General features: G+C 62.8%; 23 protein-coding genes. 13 read left to right on the forward strand and 10 right to left on the reverse strand.

Going from position 1 to position 24,372, the window contains the following annotated elements; all coding sequences use genetic code 11:
* The first annotated feature begins 137 nt into the window (after positions 1–137).
* From rpsT to gyrB, 7 genes are all read left to right on the forward strand, one after another.
* The gene (rpsT, locus tag DRF71_RS08945; RefSeq protein ID WP_112310241.1) at positions 138–410 is read left to right on the forward strand and encodes a 30S ribosomal protein S20; all 273 of its coding nucleotides are present in this window, start codon (positions 138–140) and stop codon (positions 408–410) included.
* A gap of 668 nt (positions 411–1,078) precedes the next feature.
* Entirely contained in the window at positions 1,079–2,470 is a 1,392-nt protein-coding gene (dnaA, locus tag DRF71_RS08950; protein ID WP_112310242.1) for a chromosomal replication initiator protein DnaA, read from the forward strand.
* A gap of 178 nt (positions 2,471–2,648) precedes the next feature.
* On the forward strand, positions 2,649–3,767 hold the full coding sequence (gene dnaN, locus DRF71_RS08955; RefSeq protein ID WP_112310243.1) for a DNA polymerase III subunit beta: 1,119 nt from the start codon (positions 2,649–2,651) through the stop codon (positions 3,765–3,767).
* 64 nt (positions 3,768–3,831) lie between these two features.
* Positions 3,832–4,920: a DNA replication/repair protein RecF gene (gene recF, locus DRF71_RS08960; protein ID WP_112310244.1), complete on the forward strand. Its 1,089-nt coding sequence runs from the start codon at positions 3,832–3,834 to the stop codon at positions 4,918–4,920.
* Positions 4,917–5,345 (forward strand): VOC family protein, encoded by a 429-nt coding sequence (locus DRF71_RS08965; protein ID WP_112310245.1) that lies wholly within the window; start codon positions 4,917–4,919, stop codon positions 5,343–5,345. Before recF ends, DRF71_RS08965 begins: the two co-directional genes overlap by 4 nt.
* A gap of 4 nt (positions 5,346–5,349) precedes the next feature.
* A complete protein-coding gene (locus DRF71_RS08970) occupies positions 5,350–5,970 on the forward strand; it encodes a LysE family translocator (RefSeq protein WP_112310246.1) in 621 nt (206 codons plus the stop codon).
* Positions 5,971–6,051: 81 nt separating this feature from the next.
* Positions 6,052–8,502, forward strand: coding sequence for a DNA topoisomerase (ATP-hydrolyzing) subunit B (gene gyrB / locus DRF71_RS08975; RefSeq protein ID WP_112310247.1), 2,451 nt, complete (start codon positions 6,052–6,054; stop codon positions 8,500–8,502).
* 57 nt (positions 8,503–8,559) lie between these two features.
* Here gyrB and DRF71_RS08980 read toward each other — a convergent pair whose 3' ends face one another.
* From DRF71_RS08980 to DRF71_RS09000, 5 genes are all read right to left on the reverse strand, one after another.
* Positions 8,560–9,795 (reverse strand): saccharopine dehydrogenase family protein, encoded by a 1,236-nt coding sequence (locus tag DRF71_RS08980; protein WP_112310248.1) that lies wholly within the window; start codon positions 9,793–9,795, stop codon positions 8,560–8,562.
* A 50-nt stretch (positions 9,796–9,845) separates the two neighbouring features.
* Positions 9,846–10,940, reverse strand: a complete 1,095-nt coding sequence (locus DRF71_RS08985; RefSeq protein WP_112310249.1) for a carboxynorspermidine decarboxylase — start codon at positions 10,938–10,940, stop codon at positions 9,846–9,848.
* A gap of 136 nt (positions 10,941–11,076) precedes the next feature.
* Complete coding sequence (locus tag DRF71_RS08990) at positions 11,077–11,919, reverse strand: alpha/beta hydrolase family esterase (RefSeq protein WP_112310250.1); 843 nt, start codon at positions 11,917–11,919, stop codon at positions 11,077–11,079.
* Between the two features lie 122 nt (positions 11,920–12,041).
* A complete protein-coding gene (locus tag DRF71_RS08995; protein ID WP_112310251.1) occupies positions 12,042–12,746 on the reverse strand; it encodes a winged helix-turn-helix domain-containing protein in 705 nt (234 codons plus the stop codon).
* Positions 12,718–13,002: a hypothetical protein gene (locus DRF71_RS09000; RefSeq protein ID WP_112311230.1), complete on the reverse strand. Its 285-nt coding sequence runs from the start codon at positions 13,000–13,002 to the stop codon at positions 12,718–12,720. Before DRF71_RS09000 ends, DRF71_RS08995 begins: the two co-directional genes overlap by 29 nt.
* Positions 13,003–13,294: 292 nt before the next feature.
* Between DRF71_RS09000 and DRF71_RS09005 the strand changes: the two genes are divergently transcribed.
* Positions 13,295–13,810 carry a hypothetical protein gene (locus DRF71_RS09005; protein ID WP_112310252.1) on the forward strand — a complete coding sequence of 172 codons (516 nt, stop codon included), beginning with the start codon at positions 13,295–13,297 and terminating at the stop codon, positions 13,808–13,810.
* Here the strand turns inward: DRF71_RS09005 and DRF71_RS09010 are convergent.
* Complete coding sequence (locus DRF71_RS09010; RefSeq protein WP_112310253.1) at positions 13,804–14,148, reverse strand: ArsR/SmtB family transcription factor; 345 nt, start codon at positions 14,146–14,148, stop codon at positions 13,804–13,806. The genes DRF71_RS09005 and DRF71_RS09010 overlap by 7 nt on opposite strands.
* Before the next feature lie 513 nt (positions 14,149–14,661).
* Between DRF71_RS09010 and DRF71_RS09015 the strand changes: the two genes are divergently transcribed.
* From DRF71_RS09015 to DRF71_RS09035, 5 genes are read left to right on the forward strand one after another with little or no spacing between them, the layout of a single operon-like run.
* Positions 14,662–17,034: an ATP-binding protein gene (locus DRF71_RS09015; RefSeq protein ID WP_112310254.1), complete on the forward strand. Its 2,373-nt coding sequence runs from the start codon at positions 14,662–14,664 to the stop codon at positions 17,032–17,034.
* Positions 17,031–17,684 carry a response regulator transcription factor gene (locus tag DRF71_RS09020; RefSeq protein ID WP_112310255.1) on the forward strand — a complete coding sequence of 218 codons (654 nt, stop codon included), beginning with the start codon at positions 17,031–17,033 and terminating at the stop codon, positions 17,682–17,684. Before DRF71_RS09015 ends, DRF71_RS09020 begins: the two co-directional genes overlap by 4 nt.
* Before the next feature lie 2 nt (positions 17,685–17,686).
* The gene (locus DRF71_RS09025) at positions 17,687–18,451 is read left to right on the forward strand and encodes a LamB/YcsF family protein (RefSeq protein ID WP_112310256.1); all 765 of its coding nucleotides are present in this window, start codon (positions 17,687–17,689) and stop codon (positions 18,449–18,451) included.
* Positions 18,452–18,457: 6 nt separating this feature from the next.
* Positions 18,458–19,135 carry a 5-oxoprolinase subunit B family protein gene (locus tag DRF71_RS09030; protein WP_112310257.1) on the forward strand — a complete coding sequence of 226 codons (678 nt, stop codon included), beginning with the start codon at positions 18,458–18,460 and terminating at the stop codon, positions 19,133–19,135.
* A complete protein-coding gene (locus DRF71_RS09035; RefSeq protein ID WP_112310258.1) occupies positions 19,128–20,078 on the forward strand; it encodes a 5-oxoprolinase subunit C family protein in 951 nt (316 codons plus the stop codon). The genes DRF71_RS09030 and DRF71_RS09035 overlap by 8 nt, the downstream gene beginning before the upstream one ends.
* Here the strand turns inward: DRF71_RS09035 and DRF71_RS09040 are convergent.
* Genes DRF71_RS09040 through flhA form a run of 4 tightly spaced genes read right to left on the reverse strand, consistent with a single transcriptional unit; the run spans position 20,075 to position 24,367 of the window.
* Positions 20,075–20,419 carry a hypothetical protein gene (locus tag DRF71_RS09040; RefSeq protein ID WP_112310259.1) on the reverse strand — a complete coding sequence of 115 codons (345 nt, stop codon included), beginning with the start codon at positions 20,417–20,419 and terminating at the stop codon, positions 20,075–20,077. The two genes, DRF71_RS09035 and DRF71_RS09040, sit on opposite strands and share 4 nt — an antisense overlap.
* A 2-nt stretch (positions 20,420–20,421) precedes the next feature.
* Entirely contained in the window at positions 20,422–21,507 is a 1,086-nt protein-coding gene (gene flhB, locus DRF71_RS09045) for a flagellar type III secretion system protein FlhB (RefSeq protein WP_112310260.1), read from the reverse strand.
* On the reverse strand, positions 21,507–22,298 hold the full coding sequence (locus tag DRF71_RS09050) for a flagellar biosynthetic protein FliR (protein ID WP_232831406.1): 792 nt from the start codon (positions 22,296–22,298) through the stop codon (positions 21,507–21,509). The genes flhB and DRF71_RS09050 overlap by 1 nt, the downstream gene beginning before the upstream one ends.
* On the reverse strand, positions 22,295–24,367 hold the full coding sequence (gene flhA / locus DRF71_RS09055; RefSeq protein ID WP_112310261.1) for a flagellar biosynthesis protein FlhA: 2,073 nt from the start codon (positions 24,365–24,367) through the stop codon (positions 22,295–22,297). The genes DRF71_RS09050 and flhA overlap by 4 nt, the downstream gene beginning before the upstream one ends.
* Between the last annotated feature and the right edge of the window lie 5 nt (positions 24,368–24,372).

Below are 24,372 nucleotides of genomic sequence, written 5' to 3' on the forward strand. Positions count from 1 at the left end.
CGCGTAAAGGCTCCGCCAGACATGCGCGTGGGCCCGCTTAGGCATTTGTGATTCCCGTCCTCGGGGCCGTTCTGGCCATATGGGCGGGACCATCGGGTTTCGTGCATTTACAGTTTGAAATCCGAAGGACAAAGCCCATGGCCAATACCGATCAGTCGAAAAAACGCGCCCGCCAGAGCGAAGCACGCTATGCCGTGAACAAAGCCCGTCGTTCGCGCATCCGCACCTTCCTGCGCAAAGTCGAGGAAGCCATCGCTTCGGGCGACCAGGCTGCGGCTGCGGCTGCACTGAAAGCCGCTCAGCCCGAGCTCGCCCGTGGCGTGACCAAAGGCGTTCTGCACAAGAACACCGTTGCACGCAAAATGTCGCGCCTTTCGGCGCGCGTAAAAACCACCGGCGCAACCGCCTGATCAGATTTCGTCATCCCGGCACTGTCGGGAAGACCGGGGCGCGACCTGCAAGGGTTGCGCCCTTTTCTATGTGCCGCCCCGCCGTGCCGCGTGATCCGCGCCCCGCGTGACACCAGGTCGCGGTACAGCGAATCCCTGACCCGGCTGCGGGCCGATTCCCGGCCATGAACCCGTCAATCCCGGCCATGAAAAATTTCCACGCCAGGGGATTACGCGCAGAAATCTGCTGATGACGCTGCGTCATGCAAGCGATGAGCGTAGCGCTTCTGCCGCCCCTTTGGGATTCGCGGCGACGGACACCCTGTCAAGCAAGTTGTTCAGTTGCATAGCCCGCTCGCGGCTTGCTAATTTGACCAAGCGATTCATTTCATCCTGGGGGACAGGGAGATGTCGTGAACCTGAAATCACAACCGACGCTTTGGGCTGCCAGCCAATAAGATCGGGGATTATGGTTTGTGATCAACTGGATAGGGCCATTTATCTGGCTTCTTTCCGATGCCCGGCCGGTGCAGCCAGTCTGCCCGGCATGTCAGTTTTTGTCCCACGGCAGAGAGTGACCCTCTGGCCTTTCCCGTCTGATGGCGGGCAGAGGCAGAGGATTCGGTTTCGCAAATTCGACCGCGCCGCATCGGGCGGGGCGGTCAGGCGATTGGGCAGGTCTGGTTAGAATGACGAATGAAACTTGGGGGCAGATCCGGGAAGGGCTTATCAACCGGGTCGGGCGTAATAATTATACAACCTGGATCGAGCCGCTGCGCCTGTCGCAGCTGAAGGGCGGTGTGGCCCTTTTCGAAGTTCCAACGCCGTTTTTTGGCGATTGGGTGCAGCGCAATTATGCGGATCACATCCGCAATCAGCTGGTGAATGCCGGCGCTCCGGTGGAGCGGCTGGAATTCCTGGTCGGGCACGACGCTTTGCGCGCCGCCGCGACGCCGGCCGCAACCTCTCCGATGTCCGGGTGTGTGGCCGGCGCGCAACAGGCCCCGCAGAGCCGGTCGCGCGCGCCCCAGGATGAGGATCTCCCCGGCGCTCCGCTGGATGGTCGCTTTACCTTTGACAGTTTCGTGGTCGGCAAGCCGAATGAGCTGGCCCATGCCGCCGCCCGCCGGGTGGCCGAAGGCGGCCCGGTCACCTTCAACCCGCTTTTCCTTTATGGCGGGGTCGGCCTCGGGAAGACCCACCTGATGCATGCCATCGCGCATGAGCTGCGCGAGCAGAAACCGGATCTGAAAGTGCTCTACCTCTCGGCCGAGCAATTCATGTATCGCTTCATCCAGGCCTTGCGCGACAAACAGGTGATGGATTTCAAATCGCTGTTCCGTTCAGTCGATGTGCTGATGGTAGATGATGTGCAATTCATCGCCGGCAAGGATTCGACCCAGGAGGAATTCTTCCATACGTTCAATGCGCTGGTCGATCAGAACAAGCAGATCATCATCTCGGCCGACCGCGCCCCGGGTGAGATCAAGGATCTGGAAGACCGCATCAAGTCGCGCCTGCAATGCGGCCTGGTGGTCGATCTGCACCCCACCGATTACGAGCTGCGCCTCGGTATCCTGCAGCAGAAGGCCGAGTTCTACCGCGGTCAATATGGTGGCCTTGCGATCAGCCAGGGCGTGCTGGAATTCCTCGCTCATCGCATAACGACCAATGTGCGGGTGCTCGAAGGAGCCCTGACCCGGCTTTACGCCTTTGCCTCACTGGTCGGGCGCGAAATCACGCTGGATCTCGCGCAGGACTGCCTTGCGGATATTCTGCGCGCCTCGGATCGCAAATTGTCGATCGAGGAAATCCAGCGCAAGGTGGCCGAGCATTACAATGTCCGTCTCTCGGACCTGATCGGGCCCAAGCGGCTGCGCACCATTGCCCGGCCGCGCCAGGTGGCCATGTATCTCTCGAAACAGCTGACCTCGCGCTCGCTGCCCGAAATCGGTCGCCGTTTTGGCGGGCGGGACCATACCACCATCATGCACGGCGTCAGGAAAATCGAAGAGCTTGCAGCCACTGACAGCCAGCTTGCCGACGATATCCAGCTGCTCAAGCGGCTTTTGCAGGGCTGAACGCCCGATTTCTTCAAAGAAATCGGTCCGGAGTTTTGAAAAACTCCGGGCAGCGTGAGGCAGATGCGGCACGGTCTTGACGAGGCTGGCAAAGCTTCGCAAAGTCAGGCAAAACAGGCAGCCGGGCTTCCCGGCCTGCTTTGTGCGCCCTGGATGCGGGGCAAGGGGATTTGGACGAATGAAACTTTCGATCGAACGCGCATCGCTTCTGAAAGCGCTGGCTCAGGCTCAATCCGTTGTCGAGCGACGCAATACGATCCCGATCCTCGCCAATGTGCTGATCGAGGCCGAAGGCGCACAGGTTTCATTTCGCGCCACCGATCTTGATATCGAGGTCGTCGACCGCACCGATGCCATGGTCGAACGCGCCGGTGCCACCACCGTTTCGGCGGTGATGCTGCATGAGATCGTGCGCAAGCTGCCCGATGGGGCACTGGTCAATCTTTCCGAAGATGGCGCCTCGGGGCGGCTGACGATCACCGCCGGGCGCTCGACCTTCAGCCTGGCGACGCTGCCGAAGGAAGATTTCCCGGTCATGGCCTCGTCGGAATACAGCACGAATTACTCTGCCCCGGCGGCCGATCTGCGCCGCCTGTTCGACAAGGCGAAATTCGCCATCTCGACCGAAGAGACCCGCTATTATCTGAACGGCGTCTATCTGCATGTCTCGACCAGCGAGGACGGGCCGGTGCTGCGCGCGGTGGCGACCGATGGTCACCGGCTGGCGCGGATCGACGCAGCCCTGCCTGCGGGCGCCGAGGAAATGCCGGGTGTGATCGTACCGCGCAAAACCGTCAACGAGCTGCGCAAGCTTTTGGATGATGACGAGGCGAAAATCGCGGTTTCGGTTTCGGAAACCAAGATTCGTTTTGCGACCCCCGCAATCACGCTGACCTCGAAAGTGATCGACGGCACTTTCCCGGATTATACCCGCGTGATCCCGCAGAATAACACACGCCGGCTTGAGGTCGATGCCAGCGAATTCGCCAAAGCGGTTGATCGGGTCGCGACGGTGTCGTCCGAGCGCTCACGCGCGGTGAAGCTGTCGCTGGATGAGGACCGGCTGGTGCTTTCGGTCAATGCGCCTGACAGCGGTGCGGCCGAGGAAGAACTGGCGGTTGCGTATGGGGATGAGCGGCTGGAGATCGGCTTCAACGCGAAATATCTGCTGGAAATCGCCAGCCAGGTGGATCGCGAGAATGCGGTTTTCCTGTTCAATTCCTCGGGCGATCCGACGCTGATGCGCGAGGGGAATGACACCTCGGCGGTCTATGTCGTGATGCCGATGCGCGTCTGATCGGGCCGGCGGGGGCTTTGCGCCCCCGCACCCCCGCAGAGTATTTTTCTCAAGAGGAAATGCCCTGGCTGGACTTGTTGTCAGCTCGCTGTCTCTCTCGCATTTCCGCAGCCACCGGGTCTTGCGGCTGAACTTTGATGGCCGGCCGGTGGCGATTTCCGGCACCAATGGTGCGGGGAAAACCAATATTCTGGAGGCGGTATCACTGCTGTCTCCAGGACGCGGTTTGCGCGGGGCTCCGGGCGAGGAATTCATCCGGCGGCCTGAGGAGCTTGGCTGGAAAATCGCCGCCGATATCGCCGGACCCGGCGGTCTGCACCGGATCGAGACCTGGGCGGAACCCGGAGGGGCACGTCAGGTGCGGCTGGATGAGAAGGCCTCGACCCAGGTGGCGCTTGGCCAGGTGATGCGGGTTCTGTGGCTGGTGCCGGCGATGGACCGGCTCTGGCTGGAAGGGGCCGAGGGGCGGCGCAAGTTCCTCGACCGCATGGCTTTGTCGTTTTTTCCTGATCATGCCGAGGCGGCACTGGCCTATGAAAAGGCTATGCGGCAGCGCAACCGGCTGTTTCGTGATGAGGTCCGCGACCCGCATTGGTATGGCGCGCTTGAGGCCCGGATGGCCGGGACCGGCGCGATCCTTGATGCCAACCGAAATGCCGTTCTCGCCCGTCTGGCGATGGCGCAGGCCGGGGCGGTTTCGGCCTTTCCGCGCGGCGATCTCAGCCTGACCCATCCCGAAGCCTGGGCTGGTGATCTCGCGGCCGCGCTGGCTGCCAACCGTCGGCGCGATATGGCGGCTGGTCGGGCGCTGATCGGGCCGCATCGCGCCGATCTTGAGGCGATCTATGCCGATAAGGGCGTGCCGGTCGCGCTCTGTTCCACTGGCGAGCAGAAGGCGTTGCTGATCTCGCTGATCCTCGCCAATGCCCGTGCGCTGGCAGCCGAGACCGGCTTTGCGCCGGTTTTGCTGCTGGATGAGGTGGCGGCGCATCTGGATGCGGGCCGGCGTGCGGCGCTTTATGACGAGATCTGTGCGCTTGGTGCCCAGGCGCTAATGACCGGGACGGATGCCTCGCTGTTTGACAGCCTCGACGGAAGGGCGCAGACACTGATCGTCGCCACCGAGGGTGGCCAGTCGCGAGTAGAGCAATGACCCCGCAGCGCGTTACCCTGATCACCCTTGGCGTGGCCGATCTGGCCTCTGCCCGCGGCTTTTACGCAAGGCTTGGCTGGCGCGAACATGGCGAGAGCCAGGAGGGTGTTGCGTTTTTCCAGATCAACGGCCTGGCGCTGGCCTTGTTCGGTCGCGAGGCATTGGCGGCGGATCAGGGGCGGCCTGGCGCCACGCTTGGCAGCGGGGCGGTGACCCTGGCGCAGAATTTCGCGAGCGAGGCCGAAGTTGATGCGGCCTATGCTGCCGCATTGGCGGCGGGCGCAACCGCGTTGAAGACCCCCGAAAAAGTTTTCTGGGGTGGCTATTCCGGCTATTGGGCCGATGCGGATGGCCATGTCTGGGAGGTGGCGATGAACCCGTTCTGGCCGCTGAACGAAGATGGCAGCCTGACCTTGCCGGAGTGAGCCCATGACTGTGACGCTTTGGCAATTGCTGGTCTATGCCGGCGCGATGGCGGCGCTTTGGGCGGTGCCGGGCCCGGTCTGGGTGGCGCTGCTGGCGCGCGCCCTTTCCGGCGGGTTTGCGGCGGCCTGGCCTTTGGCGGTGGGCGTTGCACTTGGCGACCTCGCCTGGCCTTTCGCCGCGATCATGGGGATGAGCTGGATCCTCAGCCAATATGGCGGCTTTCTCGAGATCCTGCGCTGGCTGGCGGCTGCGATTTTCCTGCTGATGGGCGTCATGCTGCTGCGCGCGCCGGGCGGTGCCATTTCTGCCGACAGCCGCCTGACGAAGCCCGGGATCATTGCGGGCTTTACCGTCGGCCTTGCGGCGGTGATCGGCAACCCCAAGGCGATCCTGTTCTATATGGGGGCGCTGCCCGGGTTCTTCTCGCTCGACCAGCTGAACAGCTGGGACATTCTGGCGATCATCTCGATTTCCGCCTTCGTTCCGATGCTGGGGAACCTTGCTCTGGCGCTGTTTCTGGACCGGGCGCGGGCGCTGTTGCAAAGCCCGGAGGCGCTCAGACGGCTCAACATCGCGGCGGGGGTGATGCTGATCCTCGTGGCCCTGCTTATCCCCTTCCTCTGACTACAAAATCTTGTGGCAGATGCGTGACATTCCCGCTCTGAACCGCTATAAATCGCGTGCAATCTGAGGGGTTACGTGACTATGGCTGAAGAAGCCCGCAAGCCCGCCGAGTACGGTGCCGATTCCATCAAAGTTCTCAAGGGGTTGGAAGCCGTTCGCAAGCGGCCCGGCATGTATATTGGCGATACCGATGACGGCTCGGGCCTCCATCATATGGTCTATGAGGTCGTCGATAACGGCATCGACGAGGCACTGGCCGGTCACGCCACCGAAGTGGTGGTGACGATCCACGAGGACGACTCCGTTTCGGTGCGCGACAATGGCCGCGGCATCCCGGTCGGCATCCACGCGGAAGAGGGTGTTTCCGCCGCCGAAGTCATTATGACCCAGCTGCATGCCGGCGGGAAATTCAACAATACCGATGACAGCGGCAATGCCTACAAGGTGTCGGGCGGTTTGCACGGGGTCGGTGTTTCCGTGGTGAACGCGCTGTCGGAATGGCTCGACCTGACCGTCTGGCGCGACGACAAGGAATATAAGGGCCGGTTCGAGTTCGGCGACTGCACCACCCATGTCTATGAGGCAGGCCCGGCGCCGGGAAAACGCGGCACCGAGGTGCGGTTTCTGGCATCGGCCAAGACCAACCGCGCGGATGGGACGTTTTCCAACCTGGAATACAGCTTCAAGACGCTGGAGCACCGGCTGCGGGAACTGGCCTTCCTGAACTCCGGCGTCCGGATCGAGCTGATCGACCTGCGCGGCTCCGAGCCGCAGCATATCGAATTGCATTATGACGGCGGCGTGCGGGAATTCGTGAAATATCTCGACCGCTCGAAACAGTCGGTGATGCCCGAGCCGATCTATATCGTCGGTGAGCGCAACGGCATCGGTGTCGAGGTCGCGATGTGGTGGAACGACACCTATCACGAAAACGTCCTGCCCTTTACCAACAACATCCCGCAGCGCGATGGCGGCACCCATATGGCGGGCTTTCGCGGCGCGCTGACCCGGACGATCACCTCCTATGCGCAGACCTCTGGCATTGCGAAGCGGGAAAAGATCGACTTTACCGGCGATGATGCACGTGAGGGGCTGACCTGCGTGCTTTCGGTCAAGGTGCCGGATCCGAAATTCTCCAGCCAGACCAAGGACAAGCTGGTCTCAAGCGAGGTGCGCCCGGCGGTCGAGAACCTGGTCAATGAAAAACTGGGCGAATGGTTCGAGGAGAACCCGGCGATTGCGAAAGTGATCGTCGGCAAGATCCTTGAGGCGGCGCTGGCCCGCGAAGCGGCGCGCAAAGCGCGCGAGCTGACGCGGCGCAAGACGGCGATGGATGTGAATTTCAACGCCGCGAAGCTCAAGGATTGCACCGAGAAAGACCCGTCGAAATCTGAGGTTTTCCTCGTCGAGGGTGACTCGGCCGGCGGCTCGGCACAGACCGGGCGCGACCGGAAAAACCAGGCCATTCTGCCCCTGCGCGGCAAGATCCTGAACGTGGAACGCGCGCGGTTCGACAAGATGCTCGGGAGCCAGGAGATCGGCAACCTGGTGATGGCGCTTGGCACCGGGATCGGGCGCGATGAGTTCAATATCGAAAAGCTGCGCTACCACAAGGTCGTCATAATGACCGACGCGGATGTCGACGGCGCGCATATCCGGACGCTGCTTCTGACTTTCTTCTTCCGTCAGATGCCAGCGTTGATCGAAGGCGGCTATCTCTATATCGCGCAGCCGCCGCTCTACAAGGTGGCGCGCGGCAAGTCCGAGGTTTATCTGAAAGACCAGGCCGCTCTGGAAGATTACCTTTTGGAGCAAGGGCTTGAAGGTGCAGTGCTGCGTCTTGCAACTGGCGAGGAACTCGCCGGGGCCGATCTTGCGCGGGTGCTTGATGGCGCCCGCCAGTTCCGCCGGATCCTTGACGCCTTCCCGGTCCATTATCCGCGTCAGATCCTGGAACAGGCGGCGCTGGCCGGCGCCTTCGATGCCGGCGCGGCGGATCACGACCTTCAGGCGGTGGCCGATCTGGTGGCAAAGCGCCTTGACCTCGTGGCGGCGGAATATGAGCGTGGCTGGTCCGGCCGGATCACCCAGGACCACGGCATCCGCCTGTCGCGCCTGCTGCGCGGCGTCGAGGAGTTGCGGACGCTGGACGGCGCCGTGCTGCGCTCGGGTGAGGCGCGCAGGCTGGCCCAGGTCGCGGCAAACCACCGCGATGTCTATCGCAACCCGGCCCGCCTTGTGCGCAAGGATCGCGAACAGATGATCCATGGCCCGGTTGATCTCTTGAAATCCATCCTGGCCGAGGGTGAAAAAGGCCTTTCGCTGCAACGGTATAAGGGTCTGGGCGAGATGAACCCCGAGCAGCTGTGGGAGACTACGCTGGACCCCGAGGCCCGCACTTTGCTGCAGGTGAAGATCGACGATGTCACCGAGGCCGATGACATTTTCACCAAGCTGATGGGTGATGTGGTCGAGCCACGGCGGGAATTCATCCAGCAAAACGCGCTGACGGTCGAGAATCTCGATTTCTGATCCCGGTTAAGAAGACCCCCCGCGAGGCTGACGCTTCGCGGGGGTTTTTCTTTGCGCTCAGTAGCTCAGAAGCCGATCGCCATCCTTGTCGACGATGCGCGTTGGCAAGCCGATTTCGTTAAGAAGATTGATAAAAGGCTTCGGATCCAGCTCTTCGGCGTTAACCATGGTGCCGACATCCCAGACGCCTTCCGCAATCAACACCGCAGCCGCAACCGGCGGCACACCGGCGGTGTAGCTGATGCCCTGGCTGCCCACCTCTTCATAGGCCTCTTTATGATCGGCGGTATTATAGATCATCACCTCGACCGGCTTGCCGTCTTTCTCGCCTTTGATGAAATCCGCAATCAGGGTTTTGCCGGTATAACCGGGCGCCAGCGTCGCCGGGTCGGGCAGTACCGCTTTGACGACTTTCAGCGGAATGACCTCCTGGCCTTCAGCCGTTTTCACCGGTTGTTCCGACAAAAGGCCAAGGTTTTTCAACACAGTAAAGACGTTGATATAGTGGTCGCCAAAGCCCATCCAGAAGCGCACATCCGCCTGCGGATAGTTGGCGGCAAGGCTGTGAACCTCGTCATGGCCGGACATATAGGCCTTTTGCGGGCCGACAACCGGCAGATCCCAGGTCTTGCCAATCTCGAACATCTTATTTTCCTGCCAGGCACCGCCCTGCCAGGAATAGACCGTGCCGGTGAATTCGCGGAAGTTGATTTCCGGGTCGAAATTGGTCGCGAAATATTTGCCATGGGAGCCGGCATTGATATCGACGATGTCGATTTCGTTAACCTTGTCCATCATATCGGCGGCGGCGCGCGCCCAAACGTTAACCACGCCAGGATCAAAACCGATGCCCAGAACGGCGGTCACACCCGCCGCTTTGCAAGCCTCGCGCTTTTTCCACTCATAATTACCATACCAGGGCGGGCTCTCGCAGATCTTAGTCGGATCTTCATGAATCGCGGTGTCAATATAGGCCACGCCCGTCTCGATGCAGGCGTCAAGCACCGTCATATTCACGAAAGGGGAACCCACATTGATGACAATCTGAGCACCGGTTTCGCGGATCAGGGCTGCCACCGCCTTGCTGTCCATCGCGTCGACCGAATGGGCGTCAAAGCGGCCCGCGAGTTTCATCGCGTTCTTCTCATGGACTGAGTCAATGATCGCCTCGGCCTTGGCCTTCGTGCGGCTGGCGATATGCAGATCCCCCAGCCGGTCATTCAGCTGCGCCGCCTTATGCGCCACCACCTGCGCGACGCCACCGGCGCCAATGATCAACACGTTGCGTTTCATGGGGAAACCGCCTCCTCTTGAGTTCTGGGGAAGGGGGGACTGTCCGGGCCTCAGCCAAGACTGTCCCGGTAATCGGCATAGCCGAATTCACGCGCGACGGTGAGCGAGCCATCCAGCTCTTTCACCACGATGGATGGCATTTTCACGCCGTTGAACCAGTTTTTCTTGACCATGGTGTAGCCAGCCGCATCCGGAATCGAGATCCGGTCGCCGATCTGCAAGGGCTGCGCGAAACCATATTCGCCGAAAATATCGCCGGCGAGGCAGGATTTGCCGCAAACCATAAAGCGATGCGGGCCGGTATCCTCCATCCGGGCACTCTCGCGATAGATCAGCAGGTCAAGCATATGCGCCTCGACCGAAGAATCCACGATAGCGAGGTCTTTCCCGTTGTTCAGCACGTCGAGCACCGTCACCTCCAGCGAGGTCGTGTTGGTGATCGAGGCCTCCCCCGGCTCAAGAAAGACCTGAACCCCGAACCGGTCCTGAAAGATCCGCAGCCGCTCGGCCAGGGCTTTCAGCGGATAGCCTTCGCCGGTGAAATGAATGCCGCCACCAAGGCTGATCCATTTCAGCCGCCGCAGAAGCGGGCCAAATTCTTCCTCTATCCGCGACAGCTGGCGGTCGAACAGGGCAAAATCGCGGTTTTCGCAATTGTAATGGATCATAAAGCCGGAGATCCGGTCCATCACGCGTTCGATCTTTGCCTGATCCCACTCGCCCAGCCGGCTGAACGGTCGCGCCGGGTCGGCAAGATCAAACCCGCTGGTCGAAAACCGCGGATTCAACCGAAGCCCGCGCTGGATCTGGGCCGACTGGTTGTCGAACCGCTCCATCTGGCTGATCGAGTTGAAGATGATCTTATCGGCGTAACCCACTGCCTCTTCGATCTCGTGATCGGCCCAACCCACGGAATAGGCGTGGGTTTCCTTGCCGAACTTGTCGCGCCCCAGCCGCAGCTCATAAAGCGAGGAGGAGGTCGTGCCATCCATATGCTGCGCCATCTGGTCGAAAACCGGCCAGGTTGCGAAACATTTCAGCGCAAGCAGGCATTTCGCGCCCGACAAGCTGCGCAGCTCATCCATGATCGCCATGTTGCGCGCCAGCGCGGCGCGGTCGATCAGGTAAAAGGGCGTCTGGATCATCGAATCCCCCCGGGTTGCAGCAGAGAACCAACGGCCACACGGCCAGAACGGCCATGTAGGGCCGCCGTCCCCCTGATGCAAGCATCATCAGCGCTGCTTAGCCCGGACTGCGTAACGGCCGGGTGACTGAATGACGTCACTGCGCCGCAAACCAGGTCCAGGCATCGGCGGCGATGGCGGGTGCCGCGTCGTAAAACCAGTGATCATGTCCCGGGATCACCACCAGATCGGTCGGATGGCCAGCCGAGGCCAGCAGCTGCGCCGTGGCACGCATCTGAGTCAGCGGGAAGAGATGGTCCTGATCGCCGACATAGAGGCGGACGGGCACCGTGCTTTCCGGCAGCGAGGTGGCGTAAAGGGCGCCAGCATGGACGGCGATGGCCCGCACGCCCTCGGGCGGGCGGACCGCCAGCGCCAGCGCCATATTGGCACCGGCGGAATGGCCGAAGAGATAGATCCGGCTGCGATCAATCGGGTAGAGTCTCTCCGCATCGCTCAGAACCGCATTCAGGAACTCCGCGCCGTCGCGGTTGTCAGACCAGCCCTGGCTGTCAGCAGCATCCGGGGCGATCAGCACGAGACCCTCGCGCTTTGCGATCTCTTGCCAGGGGGCGATCATATCACGCCCGCTGCGGCCCGAGCCGTGGAAGAGGAGGATGACCGGGGCGGGCTGGCCGGGCTTTGAGCCGTCGAAACTGACCCAGCGTCGGTTGGACTCGCCGAATTCCAGGCTGTGATCGACAACATTCGGCCCGGGATCGGCAGGGGCCTCGCTACGCCGTGCCGCGACAAGGCCCGGAGCGGTGATCTCGGTAAACTCCGCCCCCGATCCGGCGCCGGCAAGATCCGGCCCGGAAACCGGCGCCAGCGCCGTTGCCGGCAGCCATTCTGCAACCAGACGTGGCGCGGCCAGCAGCAATGCCCCGCCCAGCAGCGAGAAGAACAGGAAGGAGAGAAGTGTTGTCAGAAGGCGTTTCATCAGGCATTTCGTCAGCAGCGATGCGGTTTATACCTGCAGTGTCTGCCGGCAGATTGAGACAACCAGAAGGCGCGACGGTGATTTGTTGCGTCTCACTTTAAGAAAGCGGCAACAATCCCGGGTCAGATCATGCGGATCGTTTCTTTCCCCACCGCCAGCACATAGCCGCGCCTTGCAATAGTCTTTACCAGCAACTCGCTGACCAGTTGATTGCCAAGCGCGTCGCGCAGCCGTTTCACCCTTGTGGCGCCCGCCGCCTCTTCGCAATCGGCTTCGGAGCGGCCCGAGATCACGGCCTCGATCTGCACGCCGGTCAGCACCTCGTCATCCATCCGCGCCTCGGCCAGCACCGAAAGCGTTTCCAGCGCAGCCTCGGTCAGGGTGAATTCCAGATCGTTGATATAGACCGCCCGCGCCTCGCGCGAGATCATCAGCGAGGAGACCTGGATCCCAGAGCGCTGGATCGCGCCGATCTTGCGGTTCAGCACGATGATCATCACAAGGAAGACCAGCGCCGCCACCAGCAGCGCCGAGGAAAACACCAGCAGCACGAAGATCACCATGCGATAACTGGTCAGCACCTCGGTAAAGGCAGTGCCCGAGCCGGCAAGGATTTCCAGCAGCCTGATCTCGGCCCCGGCGCGCAGATCGTCATTCTCGACGAAGATCCGCTCGACCCGGGCGTTGAATTCATTGGCATCGGGCAGGTTCAGGAACAGAAACAGCGCCGCCGCGAAAAGGATCAGCACGATCCCCGCAATGCCGAAGGTTACGACCCGGTTGCCCTGTTTCAGGCTGTCAGTAACGAAGGAACCAGGACCCGGCATTGGCTCTCCTCTCATCCAGCCCTTCCGGCCCGAATGTGGACAGGACATTCAGCAAAGTCCAGCCATCGGCGGCCAGACGCGGCTTCAGCTCGGCCCCGGCCTTGCCAGGAGAGCAATTGCCATCAGAGACCTGCGCCACCCCGTAATGAAGTTGCAGCGGGTCATCCTTTTTGGCCTTGTAATCTGCATAGCAGTCAGCCGCCGCAGGCCCGGCAAGGGCCAGCGCCAATATGGCGGCAAGCGTGGTTCTGATCATCTCCGGCTCCATCGTCGGAATACTGCCCATCCCTTAACGGGGCGTTATCGTTTCCACGCCAATCTGCGGAAATCCGCCTGGATATTCAATATCCGGCAGGGTTGCGGGCGGCTGATATCCGATATCACCCGGGCGGCGGCCGGCTGTTATCACCTGGCCGGGCGGCGATATTGCACGACTTGCGGGGCCCGGGCCAGGTCAGGCCATCCGGTGCCCAACCCTGGCGGATCTCCCACATCATCCCTGATCAGACGGGCACGGACTGCGAAAACGACAAACACAGGAGGCATCCATGCAGCTTAACAGGACCAATGACCTCGCCGCAGCCCGGCCGCAAATCCGCGCGCAATCGGCTGATTTCGATTTTGGCCATTCCCGCGCAGCCGGCCAGAGCCGCAAGCAGCGCCCGGGCCTCGCCGCCGGCCTTGTGGCCTTTGCCTTCGCGGTGTCGATGTTCCTGCCGGTCGGCGCCAGGGCCGAGCCGGCCTGGCAGACCTATCCCGATCAGCTGAGCGAGCCCGCCCGCCCCGGGGACGGGCTGGGCACCATCCTGATCGAAAGCAAACGCCGGGAGCCTGCCGGCTGGGACAAGTCGCATCGCAAGCCCCTGCCCTCGGCCTGCTCGATGCAGATCGACGGACGGCGCGGTGGTTTCAGCGGCTATTCCGAAAACTGCCTGCGCAATCAGGGCGTGCGTGGAAAGCTGCCGCGCGACTGCGCCACCAATGCCCGCATCTTCGGGCAGCGGGACCGGGTGTTTTCCTCGCAATGCCTGCGCGATGCCGGCTTTGTCCTGCGTGACTACTGACCGGGGCGGGATTGCTGACCGGGCTGATCGCGGCAAAAGCTGTCATAAAGGGCGGACATCACCCGCATCGCCGGCTCGCTGGCGATGCGGTACCAGATCGTCTGGCCATCGCGGCGCCCGGCAATGATGCGCCCCCGCCGCAACAGCGCCAGGTGCTGCGAGACCGTGGAATCGCGGATACCAAGGAATTCCGCCAGCTGGCCGACCGATTTCTCGCCCTCGACCAGACGGCAGAGGATCAGCAGCCGATGCCGGTTGCCAAGCGCCTTGAGCAGCTCGCTCGCCTCATCAGCGGCGGCAAGCATGGTCTCCGGGTTCAGGTCCAGTGTGGGAAACATGCTGCGATATCTACAGAAAATCGCAGATAAGATCAACCCGCCCCGCCTCCGGGCATAGTCACGCAGAAAAACACCCCCGAGGCCGAGGGGGACTTCGGGGGTGAGATCACCGACAAACGGGTCCGCCGGTGGGCTGCCTTGTAACCGGCAACCACCTTCCGGCGGCCTGACAGGTCACTGACTGAAACGTTAACTCGTTAACTGTAATGGAAACGCCCGTGTACCACGAGCGCTCCATCGCTCAAACCGCCGGTGGTCTGAAACTCGAACTCTACGATTCCGGCCATGCGACTTATTCCATGGCCCCGGAAAAAGTTAAATTCGCGTGGTTACCTAGGCAGAACTGCCTATAAGTTGCCTGGCCTACTGGCATTTGCCTGCGCCAGCCTTTAACCTGCCGGAACCCGGAATCCCGCGATTACAGGCAGATAATTTGCGTACAGGCCCGAAAACTGCGCCTAAACGGCCAAATTCCCGGCAGCCCCAGGCCAGCCTGTCCTGCGGGAACACCTGATGCGGTACTCACTGCGGATCCTGCTCGCCTTCTGCCTTGCCGGCCTGCAGCTTATCGCCGTGCTTCTGGTGGTCTTTTCCTCTTATTTCACCTCGGAACGCGCGCTGATCGCCCATGCGCGTGACCTGCTGCGCGATGTCGGCACCAATGCGATCGAACATTCCAAAGGCTTTCTGAATCCCGCACAGGGCGCCGCCGAGCTGGCGGCCAGGCTGGCGCAGAACCAGGTGGTGGCCAGCGACGACCATGCCCGGCTTGAACAGCTGTTGTTTCAGCAATTGCAGATCTCGCCGCAATTTGCCGGCGTCTATTTCGGCGGTGAGGATGGCAGTTTTGTCATGGTCTCGCGCACGCCCGATGAGGCAGGCCCCTTCCGGACCAAGCTGATCAATATCGAAAACGGCACCCGGCGGGTCGAGCTGATCTGGCGCCGCGACGATTTCTCGATCGTGTCCCGCCGGCTGACACCCGAAGACCCCTATGACCCGCGCGAGCGCTCGTGGTTCCTGCTGGCAAAAGAACAGCTGGGCACGGTCTGGACCGATCCCTATATCTTTTTCTCGTCGCAACAGCCCGGCATCACCCTGGCTGCGCCGGTTCTGCGCCCGGTCAATGGGCGGCGGGGTGCCGGCGGCACGCCCCGTTCGATCTGGGGCGTGGTCGGCGTCGATATCGAGATCAACCGCATCTCGGATTTCCTGTCGCGGCTGCAGATCGGCGTTTCTGGCAAGGCCTTGATCATCCACAAGAATGGCGATGTCATCGCCCATCCGGATCTGAGCCTCTTGCGCATCACCGCCGAAGACGGCTCGCTGCGGTTCGCCAGTATCGGGGAAATCGACGACCCCATCGCGCGCGCCGCCTTTGCGCCGCTGGCCCAAACCGGCGCGTTGCAGGTGGGCCAGGTCACGCCCTCGCAATTCACCTATGAGGGCGAATCCTATGTCTCGACCGTGATGCCGACGATCAGCGGCAAGCTGCCCTGGACCATCGGCGTCTATGCGCCCGAGAGCGACTTCACCGCCGTGATCAAGGAAAACCGGTCGCAAAATATCTGGATCGCCGTACTGGTTGCGGCGATCACCGGCCTTGCGGGGTTGTTTCTCGCCGATTACATCTACCGCCCGGTACGCGCCTTTGCGGTTCGTAATGCATTGATTTCTCAAGGGGAAGTTGATCCCTCTGCCGCGCCGCCCCGCACCTATAAAGAGCTGGAGCGCGCCAATTCCACCCTGATGCAGCAGATCGCCGCCCGCCGCGAGGCCGAGCGCGAATATGGCCAGACCTTCGAGCTGTCCTCGCGCGCGATGGCGCAGATCTCGCCGGAGGATGGCTCGGTGATCCGCGCCAATGGCAGATTTGCCGAACTGGTCGGCGCCCCCTCGCCCGAGGCGGTGATCGGCCGCAAGGTGAATGACGTGGCGCATCCCGACGATCTTGCGGCCTATGCCTGCTCCAACGGGCCGGTGCTGAACGAGAACAGCGGCGCCGAGGCCAGCCAGGAAATGCGCTGGTTCCGCCGCGACGGCACGATGATCTGGGTCAAGCTGAACTCGATCATCATCCGCGACGAGGCCGGAAAACCGCTCCATGGCGTGCTGACCGTCGACGACATCACCGAGGAAAAGGCCCGCGCCGGCAAGATCGACCAGCTGAACCGCGACCTCTCGCATATGGCACGGGGCAATACGATGGGGCAGATGGCGGCCGGTCTTGCGCATGAGCTGAACCAGCCCCTGACCGCGATTTCGCAAAATGCCGACACCGCGCTGCTGGCGCTGCAACTGGGCAAATGGACCGATGGCGAGCTGCGCGAATTGCTGGCCGAGATCGAAAGCCAGTCGCTGCGCGCCGGCGATATCATCCGCGCACTCCGGGGGTTTATCCGCAAGGATGAGGGCGCGCTGGCCCCGTTCGATTTCGCCGAGCTGCTGGGCCAGACGCTGCGCCTCGTCCATGCCGAGGCCAGCGATGCCGGGGTCCGGATCCAGCATGATGTCGGCGAACTGCCGCAGGTGCTGGGCAACCGGGTCCAGGTGGCACAGGTTCTGGTCAATCTCTTGCGCAACGCAATCGAGGCCATCGCACCCGACAGCGAGAATGCGCGTCAGGTGACGGTAACGGTCCGCCCGGTGATGCAGGCGGAGCGCGAAATGCTGGTCGTCGCGGTCGAGGATACCGGGCCGGGCGTCAGCGATTCCATTACGCTTTTCACCCAGTTCGAGACCTCGAAACCCGAGGGGATGGGGCTTGGCCTCTCGATTTGCCGGTCGATCATCGAGGCGAATGGCGGCGCGCTCTGGTATGAAAAGCCGGGGCCACGGGGCGCAAGGTTCTGTTTCACGCTGAACACAGCTGCGGGGGCGGTATGAAAGAGCAGGCATTTCCACCCGAAGACCCCGTGGCCGGGCTGACGGTTTTCCTGGTCGATGATGACGAGGCGATCCGCAATTCCCTGTCCCGCGCGCTGCAAAAGCGCGATTACCGGGTCGAGACTTTCGCCTCCGCTGCCGATTTTCTGATCAGCTTTGACGGCAAGACACCCGGCTGCCTGATCCTCGATTACGGGATGCCGGGGATGAACGGGCTGGAATTGCAGACCTATCTGACCTCGGCCGGCCATGATCTGCCGATCATCTTCATCACCGGCCATGGCGGCGTGCCGGAATCGGTGCAGGCGATCAAGGCCGGGGCGCTGGATTTCCTGGAAAAGCCCTTCCGCCAGTCGGTGCTGATTGAACGGATCGAGACCGCCTTTGCCCTGGTCGCTGACCACCAGGCCGCGCGCGCCGGCAGTGAACGACTGCGGGCGAAGTTCGACCGGCTCACCAGCCGAGAGATTGAAATCGTGCGCCATATGGTCTCGAACCCGTCGGAAACCTCAAGCAAAGAAGTCGGCGCAAGGCTGGGGATCAGCCCGCGCACCGTCGACCATCACCGGGCGCGGATTCTGGAGAAGCTGCAAATCCGCTCGGTCGCAGAGCTGATCTCGATGGCGCAGCATTTCCTGGCGCGGGATTGAGGATGCGGCAAATCGACCTCAACGCCGATCTTGGCGAGGGCTATGGCCCCTGGACGATGGGCGAGGATGCCCGGATGCTGGAGGTCGTCACCTCGGCCAATCTGGCCTGCGGCGGACATGCCGGCGATCCGGAAACCATGTTCACCGCCCTGTCGCTGGCGGCGGCCCGGGGCGTGGTGATCGGCGCGCATCCCGGCTATGCCGACCGCGAGGGGTTTGGCCGACGGGTGATCCCGATGGAGCCGGCCGCCATTACGCGCATGGTAGTGGCGCAGACCGCCGCGCTCCAGGGTCTGGCCGCGCTGGCGGGGACAGAGCTGCGCTATCTGAAGCCCCATGGCGCGCTGTCGGGCCTCGCCGCTGCGAATCCGGTGATTGCCGGTGCGATTGCCGATGCGCTTGCGGCACTGCCGGGCGGTCTGGCGCTGCTGGCGATTTCCGGGACAGCGCTGGAACAGACCGCCCTGGCGCGCGGGCTGCCGGTTTTCTCCGAGATTTTCGCGGATCGCGCCTATCTGCCCGATGGGCAGCTGATGCCACGCAGCCGACCAGGGGCGGTGCTGCATGATGCCGATGAGATTTCTGAACGGCTGATCGGATATCTCGACAGCGGGCTCATGCCGGTTGCAGGCGGCGACCCCATTCCGCTGAACGCCCATTCCGTTTGCATCCATGGCGACACGCCGGGGGCTGCGGATCTGGCACTCCGGCTGCGCGACCGGCTTGCTGCGGCGGGGGTCGCGATCAGACCCTTCCTGCCCGGCTGACCCGGCATGGCCGCGCCGCGCTTTCGCCCCGTTGCCGAACATGGCCTGCTGGTCGAGTTCGGCGAAGGTGTGGATACGGGCCTGCACCGCCAGGTGATGGCGCTGGATGCCGCGCTGAACGCCGCGCCGCCGCCGGCCATGATCGAGACCGTTCCGGGAAATGCCTGCCTGCTGGTGCGCTTTGATTGCCTTGCGACCGATCATGCCGGGATGGAAGCGGCGATCCGTCAGCATCTCGGGCGCGGTGCGTCAGAGCTGCCGGCGGGGCGGCTGCGTGAGATTGCAGTCTGCTATGATGCGCCTTTTGCTCCAGATCTTGAGACCGTGGCGGCGAAGACCGGACAGAGCCGCGAGGCGGTGATTTCGACGCATCTTTTGGGGGAATATGAGGTCTTCCTCTACGGTTTTGCACCGGGCTATGCCTATCTGACCGGCGTGCCCGAGACGATACGCCTGCCGCGCAAAAGCGCTGCGATCCGGGATATTCCCGCTGGTTCCGTGTTGATCGCAGCCTCTCAATGTATTGTTTCTACACTGAAAATGCCGACCGGATGGTGGGTCATCGGCCGATCACCAACCAGGGTCCTGACCGCAGACAGCGACCGTCCCTTTCTGTTCGATCCGGGTGACAGGGTGCGGTTTCGCCGCATCCGCCACGATGATCCGGAGATGCGCCATGTCTGAGGCGAGGCTGCTCGTGCGTTTCGCCGGCCCGCATGTCTCGATCCAGGACGCGGGGCGGCCCGGCTGGGCGCGGTTCGGTGTGCCGCAATCGGGTGCTATGGACCGGCTCGCGCTGAGGGCGGCGAATGCGGCGCTCGGCAATCCGCCCGACGCGCCGGTGATCGAGATTTCGCGCGGCGGGCTGCAGATCGGTTGCGAGGCGGGTGAGATCGGCTTTGCCCTGGCCGGCGGCGGGTTCATGCTGGAGCATGCCGGAAAGCACCCTGGTTCCTGGTCGCGCGGCATTTTGCGGGCCGGTGAAAGCCTGGCGATCAGGCCCGGATACTGGGGCAACTGGTGCTGCCTCGCCTTTGCCGGACGGCTTTCGCTGCGGCAATGGCTGGGCAGTGTGGCGACCCATGGGCCTTCTGGCCTCGGCGGAGGCATCCTGGTGGCGGGGACCAGGCTGGATTTCGATCAGATCCGCCAGCAGCCCGATTTGGCACCGCGTTTCCCCTGCCCGGTTCTTGCCCGGCCAAGGCAGGTGCTGCGCGTAACCCAAGGGCCGCAGGAGCGTTACTTCCCCGCCGAGGCCCTGCGGGAATTGTATGAAGGCCCCTGGCGGGTGACCTCTGCCGCGGACCGGATGGGAACGCGTCTGCGCGGTCCCGCGATTGCACCGCGCGCGCCGCTCGATATGGCGTCCGAACCGCTGGCGCGCGGCTCGGTTCAGGTCGCGGGCGATGGCGTGGCCACCATTCTCACCGCTGACCATCAGACCACCGGCGGTTACCCCCGGATCGCCACTGTGCTCGATTGCGATCTCGACGCATTTGCCCAGACAGCGCCCGGCCGGATTGTAGCCTTCGAGCCGGTCCTGGCGACCGAGGCGGTCTCGCTCGCCCGCCTGCGCCAGGTAGCTATAGCGCGATATCTGGCAGGTCTTTCCCAAGTGTTCCGCTAGATCCTGGGCTTTCGCTTTTCTTCCTGCAGCTTTGCCAGGACCTGATCGCGTCCGAAAGCCTGCCGGGCCGAGGCGAGTTCAGAGCGCCAGACTACCTCCTGCCGCGCCAGTTGCTGATTCAGCCTTGCCCGACGCCCGGCTGCCCATCCTTCATAGACCAGAAACCGATGCGCCTCGGTCATATCCTGCATGGCATCGGCATCCGGAAGCCGGTTCAGCGCCGCCAGCTTTTCCTTCGTCGCCTCCCGCTCGGCCGCAGCTTTCGCGAGACTTGCGGCACGCAGTTCCAGCACCATACCGGCCATTTTCCGCAACCGGAGCAGGCGTTCGGCCCTTTTCATCGCTACCTCCGCTTTCTGACTTTTTCGCGCATCATAGAAGCGAAGCGGATTGCGGCTGCCACGGCGGCATAATGCTCGCGCCGGATTTCCTGGCCGATTTCGGTTACGCCATAAATCGCCCGCGCCGTGGCCGGGTCGCGCCGGATCGGCACCCCGGCCTCCTGGGCACGTTCGCGAATCCGCGCCGCTATTTCATCAACACCCTTCGCCACACAGACCGGAGCGCCGCCCCGCAGCCGATCCCATTTCAGCGCAACGGCGTAATGGGTCGGATTCACGATCACCACATCCGCGCCCGGCACATCTGCAAGCATCTGCCGGGTCGCGATCTCCTGCGCGCGACGCCGGCGATCAGCCTTCAGATACGGATCCCCCTCGCTCTCTTTCATCTCATCGGTGAGTTCTTTGCGTGTCATCCGGTTGCGCCGCAGGAATTCCATCCGCTGCCAGAGAAAATCCACAGCGCCGAAAACCGTGTTCAGCGCGACAACCAGCACCAGGAAAGCGGCCAGCAATTCGACAATCAGCAGCGCCACCTGGCCGGCCTCAAACCTGGTGCTGCCGATGATCTGATCGGCGCGGTTATACAGGAAAAACCCCAGCGCCAGCGAGATCAGAACCATTTTCACCGTTTTCTTGAGGAAATCGACGAGACCGCCGCGCCCGAATTTCTGCCCGAAATTGCCGATGATCGAGATGCGCGAGACCTTCATCTGCAGCTTTGACGGGGCGAAGGCGAACCCTTTCGAGACGATCAGCCAGATCACGATCAAGGCGGCCGGCACCAGCATCAGGGCCAGAATCGGCCCCGCCATCGACAGGGCCGCCGTGCCGATCACCGCCGCCGCACCCTGATCGCCGGGGCCGGGCAGCCGGTCGACCTGATCGAGGAAGGTCACCGCGACCCCTCCGGTATAGCGCAGGACCACGGTGCCAAAGATCGCGCCAGCCAGCAGAAGCCCACCACCGGAAATCGCGGCATGGATGTCTTCGGACCGGATCGCATCTCCCTCTTCCCGCGCCCTTTCCAGCCGGCGGGGTGTCGGGTCGAACTGCCTGGAATCCTTGTCACTGTCGGAATCGGACATCACCAGGCTCCGAACGGGTCAAGCAGGCGGCCGGCCAGCGCATCCTGCCAGCTTTGCAGCAGGAAGGGGCTGGCCAGGGCCAGCAGGATCAGCCCGCCCAGAGTCAGCGCCGGTGCGCCGATAAAGGTCACCATCAGCGAAGGCATCGCCCGATTGATCGCGCCGAGTGCGAGATTGTAAAGCAATGCTGCCAGGATGAAGGGGGCGGAAAGCGTGAAGGCAAGCGCGAAGGCCCGCGCGCTGAGGCCAAGCGCCCAACGTGAAATCTCGCCCGGGTCGGGCAGCTGACCGGGGGGCAGGATGTCATAGGAATAGACCAGCAATTCGACCGAGCGCACCAGCCCGCCCATGGTGCAAAACAGCACCAGCCCGCCAAGCGTCAGCAGGTTTGAGACGATGGGCTGTGGCTCCGGCCCGGTTCCGTTGAACATCTGGGCAAGCGAGACGGACTGGCCGATCATGGTCCCGGCGATTTGCAGGCAAAGGATCATCAGACGCAGAGTGAAGCCGAGGAGAAGCCCGGCGAGGACCTCGACCCCGGCGCTGCCGGGGGTAAATGTCATGCCTTGCAGTCTGGTACCCGGCAGCGGTGCCTCAAGAACGGCGGGGAGGACGATGGCGGTCATCACAAGCACGGCCGTCATTTTCACCCTTTGCGGCAGAAAGCTTTCCCCGAAGCCGGGAAGCAGCGCGACCGCCGCGCCCACCCGCAGGAAGACCAGTCCTGCCTGCCAGATCACAGGCTCAGCAATGCCGAAAATAACGCTCAGCTGGGCGATCAGCCCGGTCACGCGGCCACCTGACCGAAAAGGGCCGGCCGGCTGTCGGCACCGATTTCCTCATAGGAGAGTACCGGCACCCTGAGGCCGCGCGCCTGAATCACGGTGCGCAAGAACCGGCGGCGGGAGGCGGAGGTGACGATTGCGGGCGAGGCGCCGCTTTCACCTGCCTGGCCAAGCCGCTCGGCAATGCCATTGGCGAGCTTGGCGAAAAGATCGGGCGGCAAGGCGACGTCGCGGAGCCCGCGATCGCTATCGGTCTGATGCGCCTGGAATGTCCGCTCCCATTCCGGGGCAAGCTGGATCAGCGGCACGGTTCCATCCTCGCGCCGGTGTTCGGCAACGATCTGGAAGCCAAGCCGCTGACGGACATGCTCACAGACCGCTTCGGGGGAGCCGAAACTGCGCGCCTCGGCAACGGCCTCAAGGATCAGAGGCAGGTTTCTGACCGAGACCCGCTCCTCCAGCAGCAGCCGCATCACCGCATGCAGCAGATCCATCGGCACCTTGTCGGGGATCATGTCATCGAGGAGACGACGATTCGCCTCGGCCCGGGCGCGGTCCGACAGATCGGTGAATTCGTCGAGCAGCCGCCGCAGGCCCCGCAACGACAAGAGCCGCGACAGGCTCGATTTCAGCACTTCGAGCAGATGGGTGGCGAGCACCTCGGCCGGCGACACCACGGTCAGACCGGAGAGAACGGCATCCTCCTGATGCTCCGGCCGGATCCAGCGCGCGGGGGCGCCATAGACCGGCTCTTTGACATCCTCGCCCTCGGGCGCGATGGCACCTTCCGACATGAGGACAAGCACGCAATCCGGCACCAGCCGGTCGGTTACCTTCGCAACCCCCTGGATGCGGATCCGGTAATGACCGCCGGGCAGCATTGCCTCGTCGGTCAGCCGGATCTCGGGCAGAATCAGCCCATAGGTCGAGGCGATGTGATTGCGCATGCTGGCAATCCGCCCATCCAGCCCCGTTGCAGGATCCAGTGCCATATCCACGAGATTGGGTGAAAACTCGATATGAATCTCATCGAAATCAAGCACATCACCAATATGCTGCTTTGCCGCCACCTGAGCGTTGCTGACCTCGGGTTCGGGTTTTTCGGCGGGTTTTTTCCAGACCATCCGCGCCAGCCCGGCAAGAATGGCCGCCACACAGATGAAGGGCAGAAACGGCATCCCCGGAAGAACCGCGAGAACCGCCATCAGGCCCGCCACAGTGGCCAGAGCCGCCGGGTAGCGCCCCAATTGTTCGACCAGGCTGATATTGACCGCGCCTTTCGTGCCGCCACGCGCCAGCAAAAGAGCCGCCGCGACCGAGATGATCACCGCCGGAATCTGGCCGACCAACCCGTCCCCTACGGTGAGAATCGCATAGGTCGAAAAGGCCCGCGCCGCATCCATCCCGTGCATACCGATGCCGACCGCGAGACCCACGACAAAGTTCAGGGCGGTGATCAGCAGACCTGCAACCGCATCGCCCTTCACGAATTTCGAGGCACCATCGAGCGAGCCGAAAAACGTGGTTTCGGCCAGTTCGGTTTCCCGGCGACTGCGCGCCTCTTCATGGGTGATCGCCCCCGCCGACATATCGGCATCGATTGCCAGCTGGCGCCCCGGCATCCCGTCAAGCGCAAAGCGCGCGCCCACCTCGGCCATACGCCCGGCGCCCTTAGTGATCACGATGAAATTCACAATCATAATGACGATGAACACCACGAGACCAAGCACGATATTGCCGCCCATGATGAAATTCGCGAAGCCTTCGATCACATGGCCTGCGGCGGCGGTGCCGGTATGGCCCTCGCTGATGATCAGCCGTGTTGACGAGACATTCAGCGCGAGACGCAGCAGGAGCGAGGCGAGCAAGATGGTCGGGAAGGAGGAGAAGTCGAGCGGACGCTCGACAAAGAGGGTGACCGTCAGCATCAGGATCGCCAGCGAGAAGGACAAAGCCAGCCCGATATCAAGCAAGGCTGGCGGGATCGGCAGGATCATCATCCCGATGACGGCCATCAGGGCCAGCGCCAGCAGAACCGTCGGATGGAACAGATTGCGCACGTTCAGATTCTCCATGGCTC

Source organism: Pseudogemmobacter bohemicus (assembly GCF_003290025.1).
GTDB lineage: Bacteria > Pseudomonadota > Alphaproteobacteria > Rhodobacterales > Rhodobacteraceae > Pseudogemmobacter > Pseudogemmobacter bohemicus.

Coding starts and splice junctions, on each gene's coding strand:
- rpsT (WP_112310241.1), top strand. CDS start 138: ATGGCCAATACCGATCAGTCGAAAAAACGCGCCCGCCAGAGCGAAGCA.
- dnaA (WP_112310242.1), top strand. CDS start 1,079: ATGACGAATGAAACTTGGGGGCAGATCCGGGAAGGGCTTATCAACCGG.
- dnaN (WP_112310243.1), top strand. CDS start 2,649: ATGAAACTTTCGATCGAACGCGCATCGCTTCTGAAAGCGCTGGCTCAG.
- DRF71_RS08965 (WP_112310245.1), top strand. CDS start 4,917: ATGACCCCGCAGCGCGTTACCCTGATCACCCTTGGCGTGGCCGATCTG.
- DRF71_RS08970 (WP_112310246.1), top strand. CDS start 5,350: ATGACTGTGACGCTTTGGCAATTGCTGGTCTATGCCGGCGCGATGGCG.
- gyrB (WP_112310247.1), top strand. CDS start 6,052: ATGGCTGAAGAAGCCCGCAAGCCCGCCGAGTACGGTGCCGATTCCATC.
- DRF71_RS08980 (WP_112310248.1), bottom strand. CDS start 9,795: ATGAAACGCAACGTGTTGATCATTGGCGCCGGTGGCGTCGCGCAGGTG.
- DRF71_RS08985 (WP_112310249.1), bottom strand. CDS start 10,940: ATGATCCAGACGCCCTTTTACCTGATCGACCGCGCCGCGCTGGCGCGC.
- DRF71_RS08990 (WP_112310250.1), bottom strand. CDS start 11,919: ATGAAACGCCTTCTGACAACACTTCTCTCCTTCCTGTTCTTCTCGCTG.
- DRF71_RS08995 (WP_112310251.1), bottom strand. CDS start 12,746: ATGCCGGGTCCTGGTTCCTTCGTTACTGACAGCCTGAAACAGGGCAAC.
- DRF71_RS09000 (WP_112311230.1), bottom strand. CDS start 13,002: ATGATCAGAACCACGCTTGCCGCCATATTGGCGCTGGCCCTTGCCGGG.
- DRF71_RS09005 (WP_112310252.1), top strand. CDS start 13,295: ATGCAGCTTAACAGGACCAATGACCTCGCCGCAGCCCGGCCGCAAATC.
- DRF71_RS09010 (WP_112310253.1), bottom strand. CDS start 14,148: ATGTTTCCCACACTGGACCTGAACCCGGAGACCATGCTTGCCGCCGCT.
- DRF71_RS09015 (WP_112310254.1), top strand. CDS start 14,662: ATGCGGTACTCACTGCGGATCCTGCTCGCCTTCTGCCTTGCCGGCCTG.
- DRF71_RS09020 (WP_112310255.1), top strand. CDS start 17,031: ATGAAAGAGCAGGCATTTCCACCCGAAGACCCCGTGGCCGGGCTGACG.
- DRF71_RS09025 (WP_112310256.1), top strand. CDS start 17,687: ATGCGGCAAATCGACCTCAACGCCGATCTTGGCGAGGGCTATGGCCCC.
- DRF71_RS09030 (WP_112310257.1), top strand. CDS start 18,458: ATGGCCGCGCCGCGCTTTCGCCCCGTTGCCGAACATGGCCTGCTGGTC.
- DRF71_RS09035 (WP_112310258.1), top strand. CDS start 19,128: ATGTCTGAGGCGAGGCTGCTCGTGCGTTTCGCCGGCCCGCATGTCTCG.
- DRF71_RS09040 (WP_112310259.1), bottom strand. CDS start 20,419: ATGAAAAGGGCCGAACGCCTGCTCCGGTTGCGGAAAATGGCCGGTATG.
- flhB (WP_112310260.1), bottom strand. CDS start 21,507: ATGTCCGATTCCGACAGTGACAAGGATTCCAGGCAGTTCGACCCGACA.
- flhA (WP_112310261.1), bottom strand. CDS start 24,367: ATGGAGAATCTGAACGTGCGCAATCTGTTCCATCCGACGGTTCTGCTG.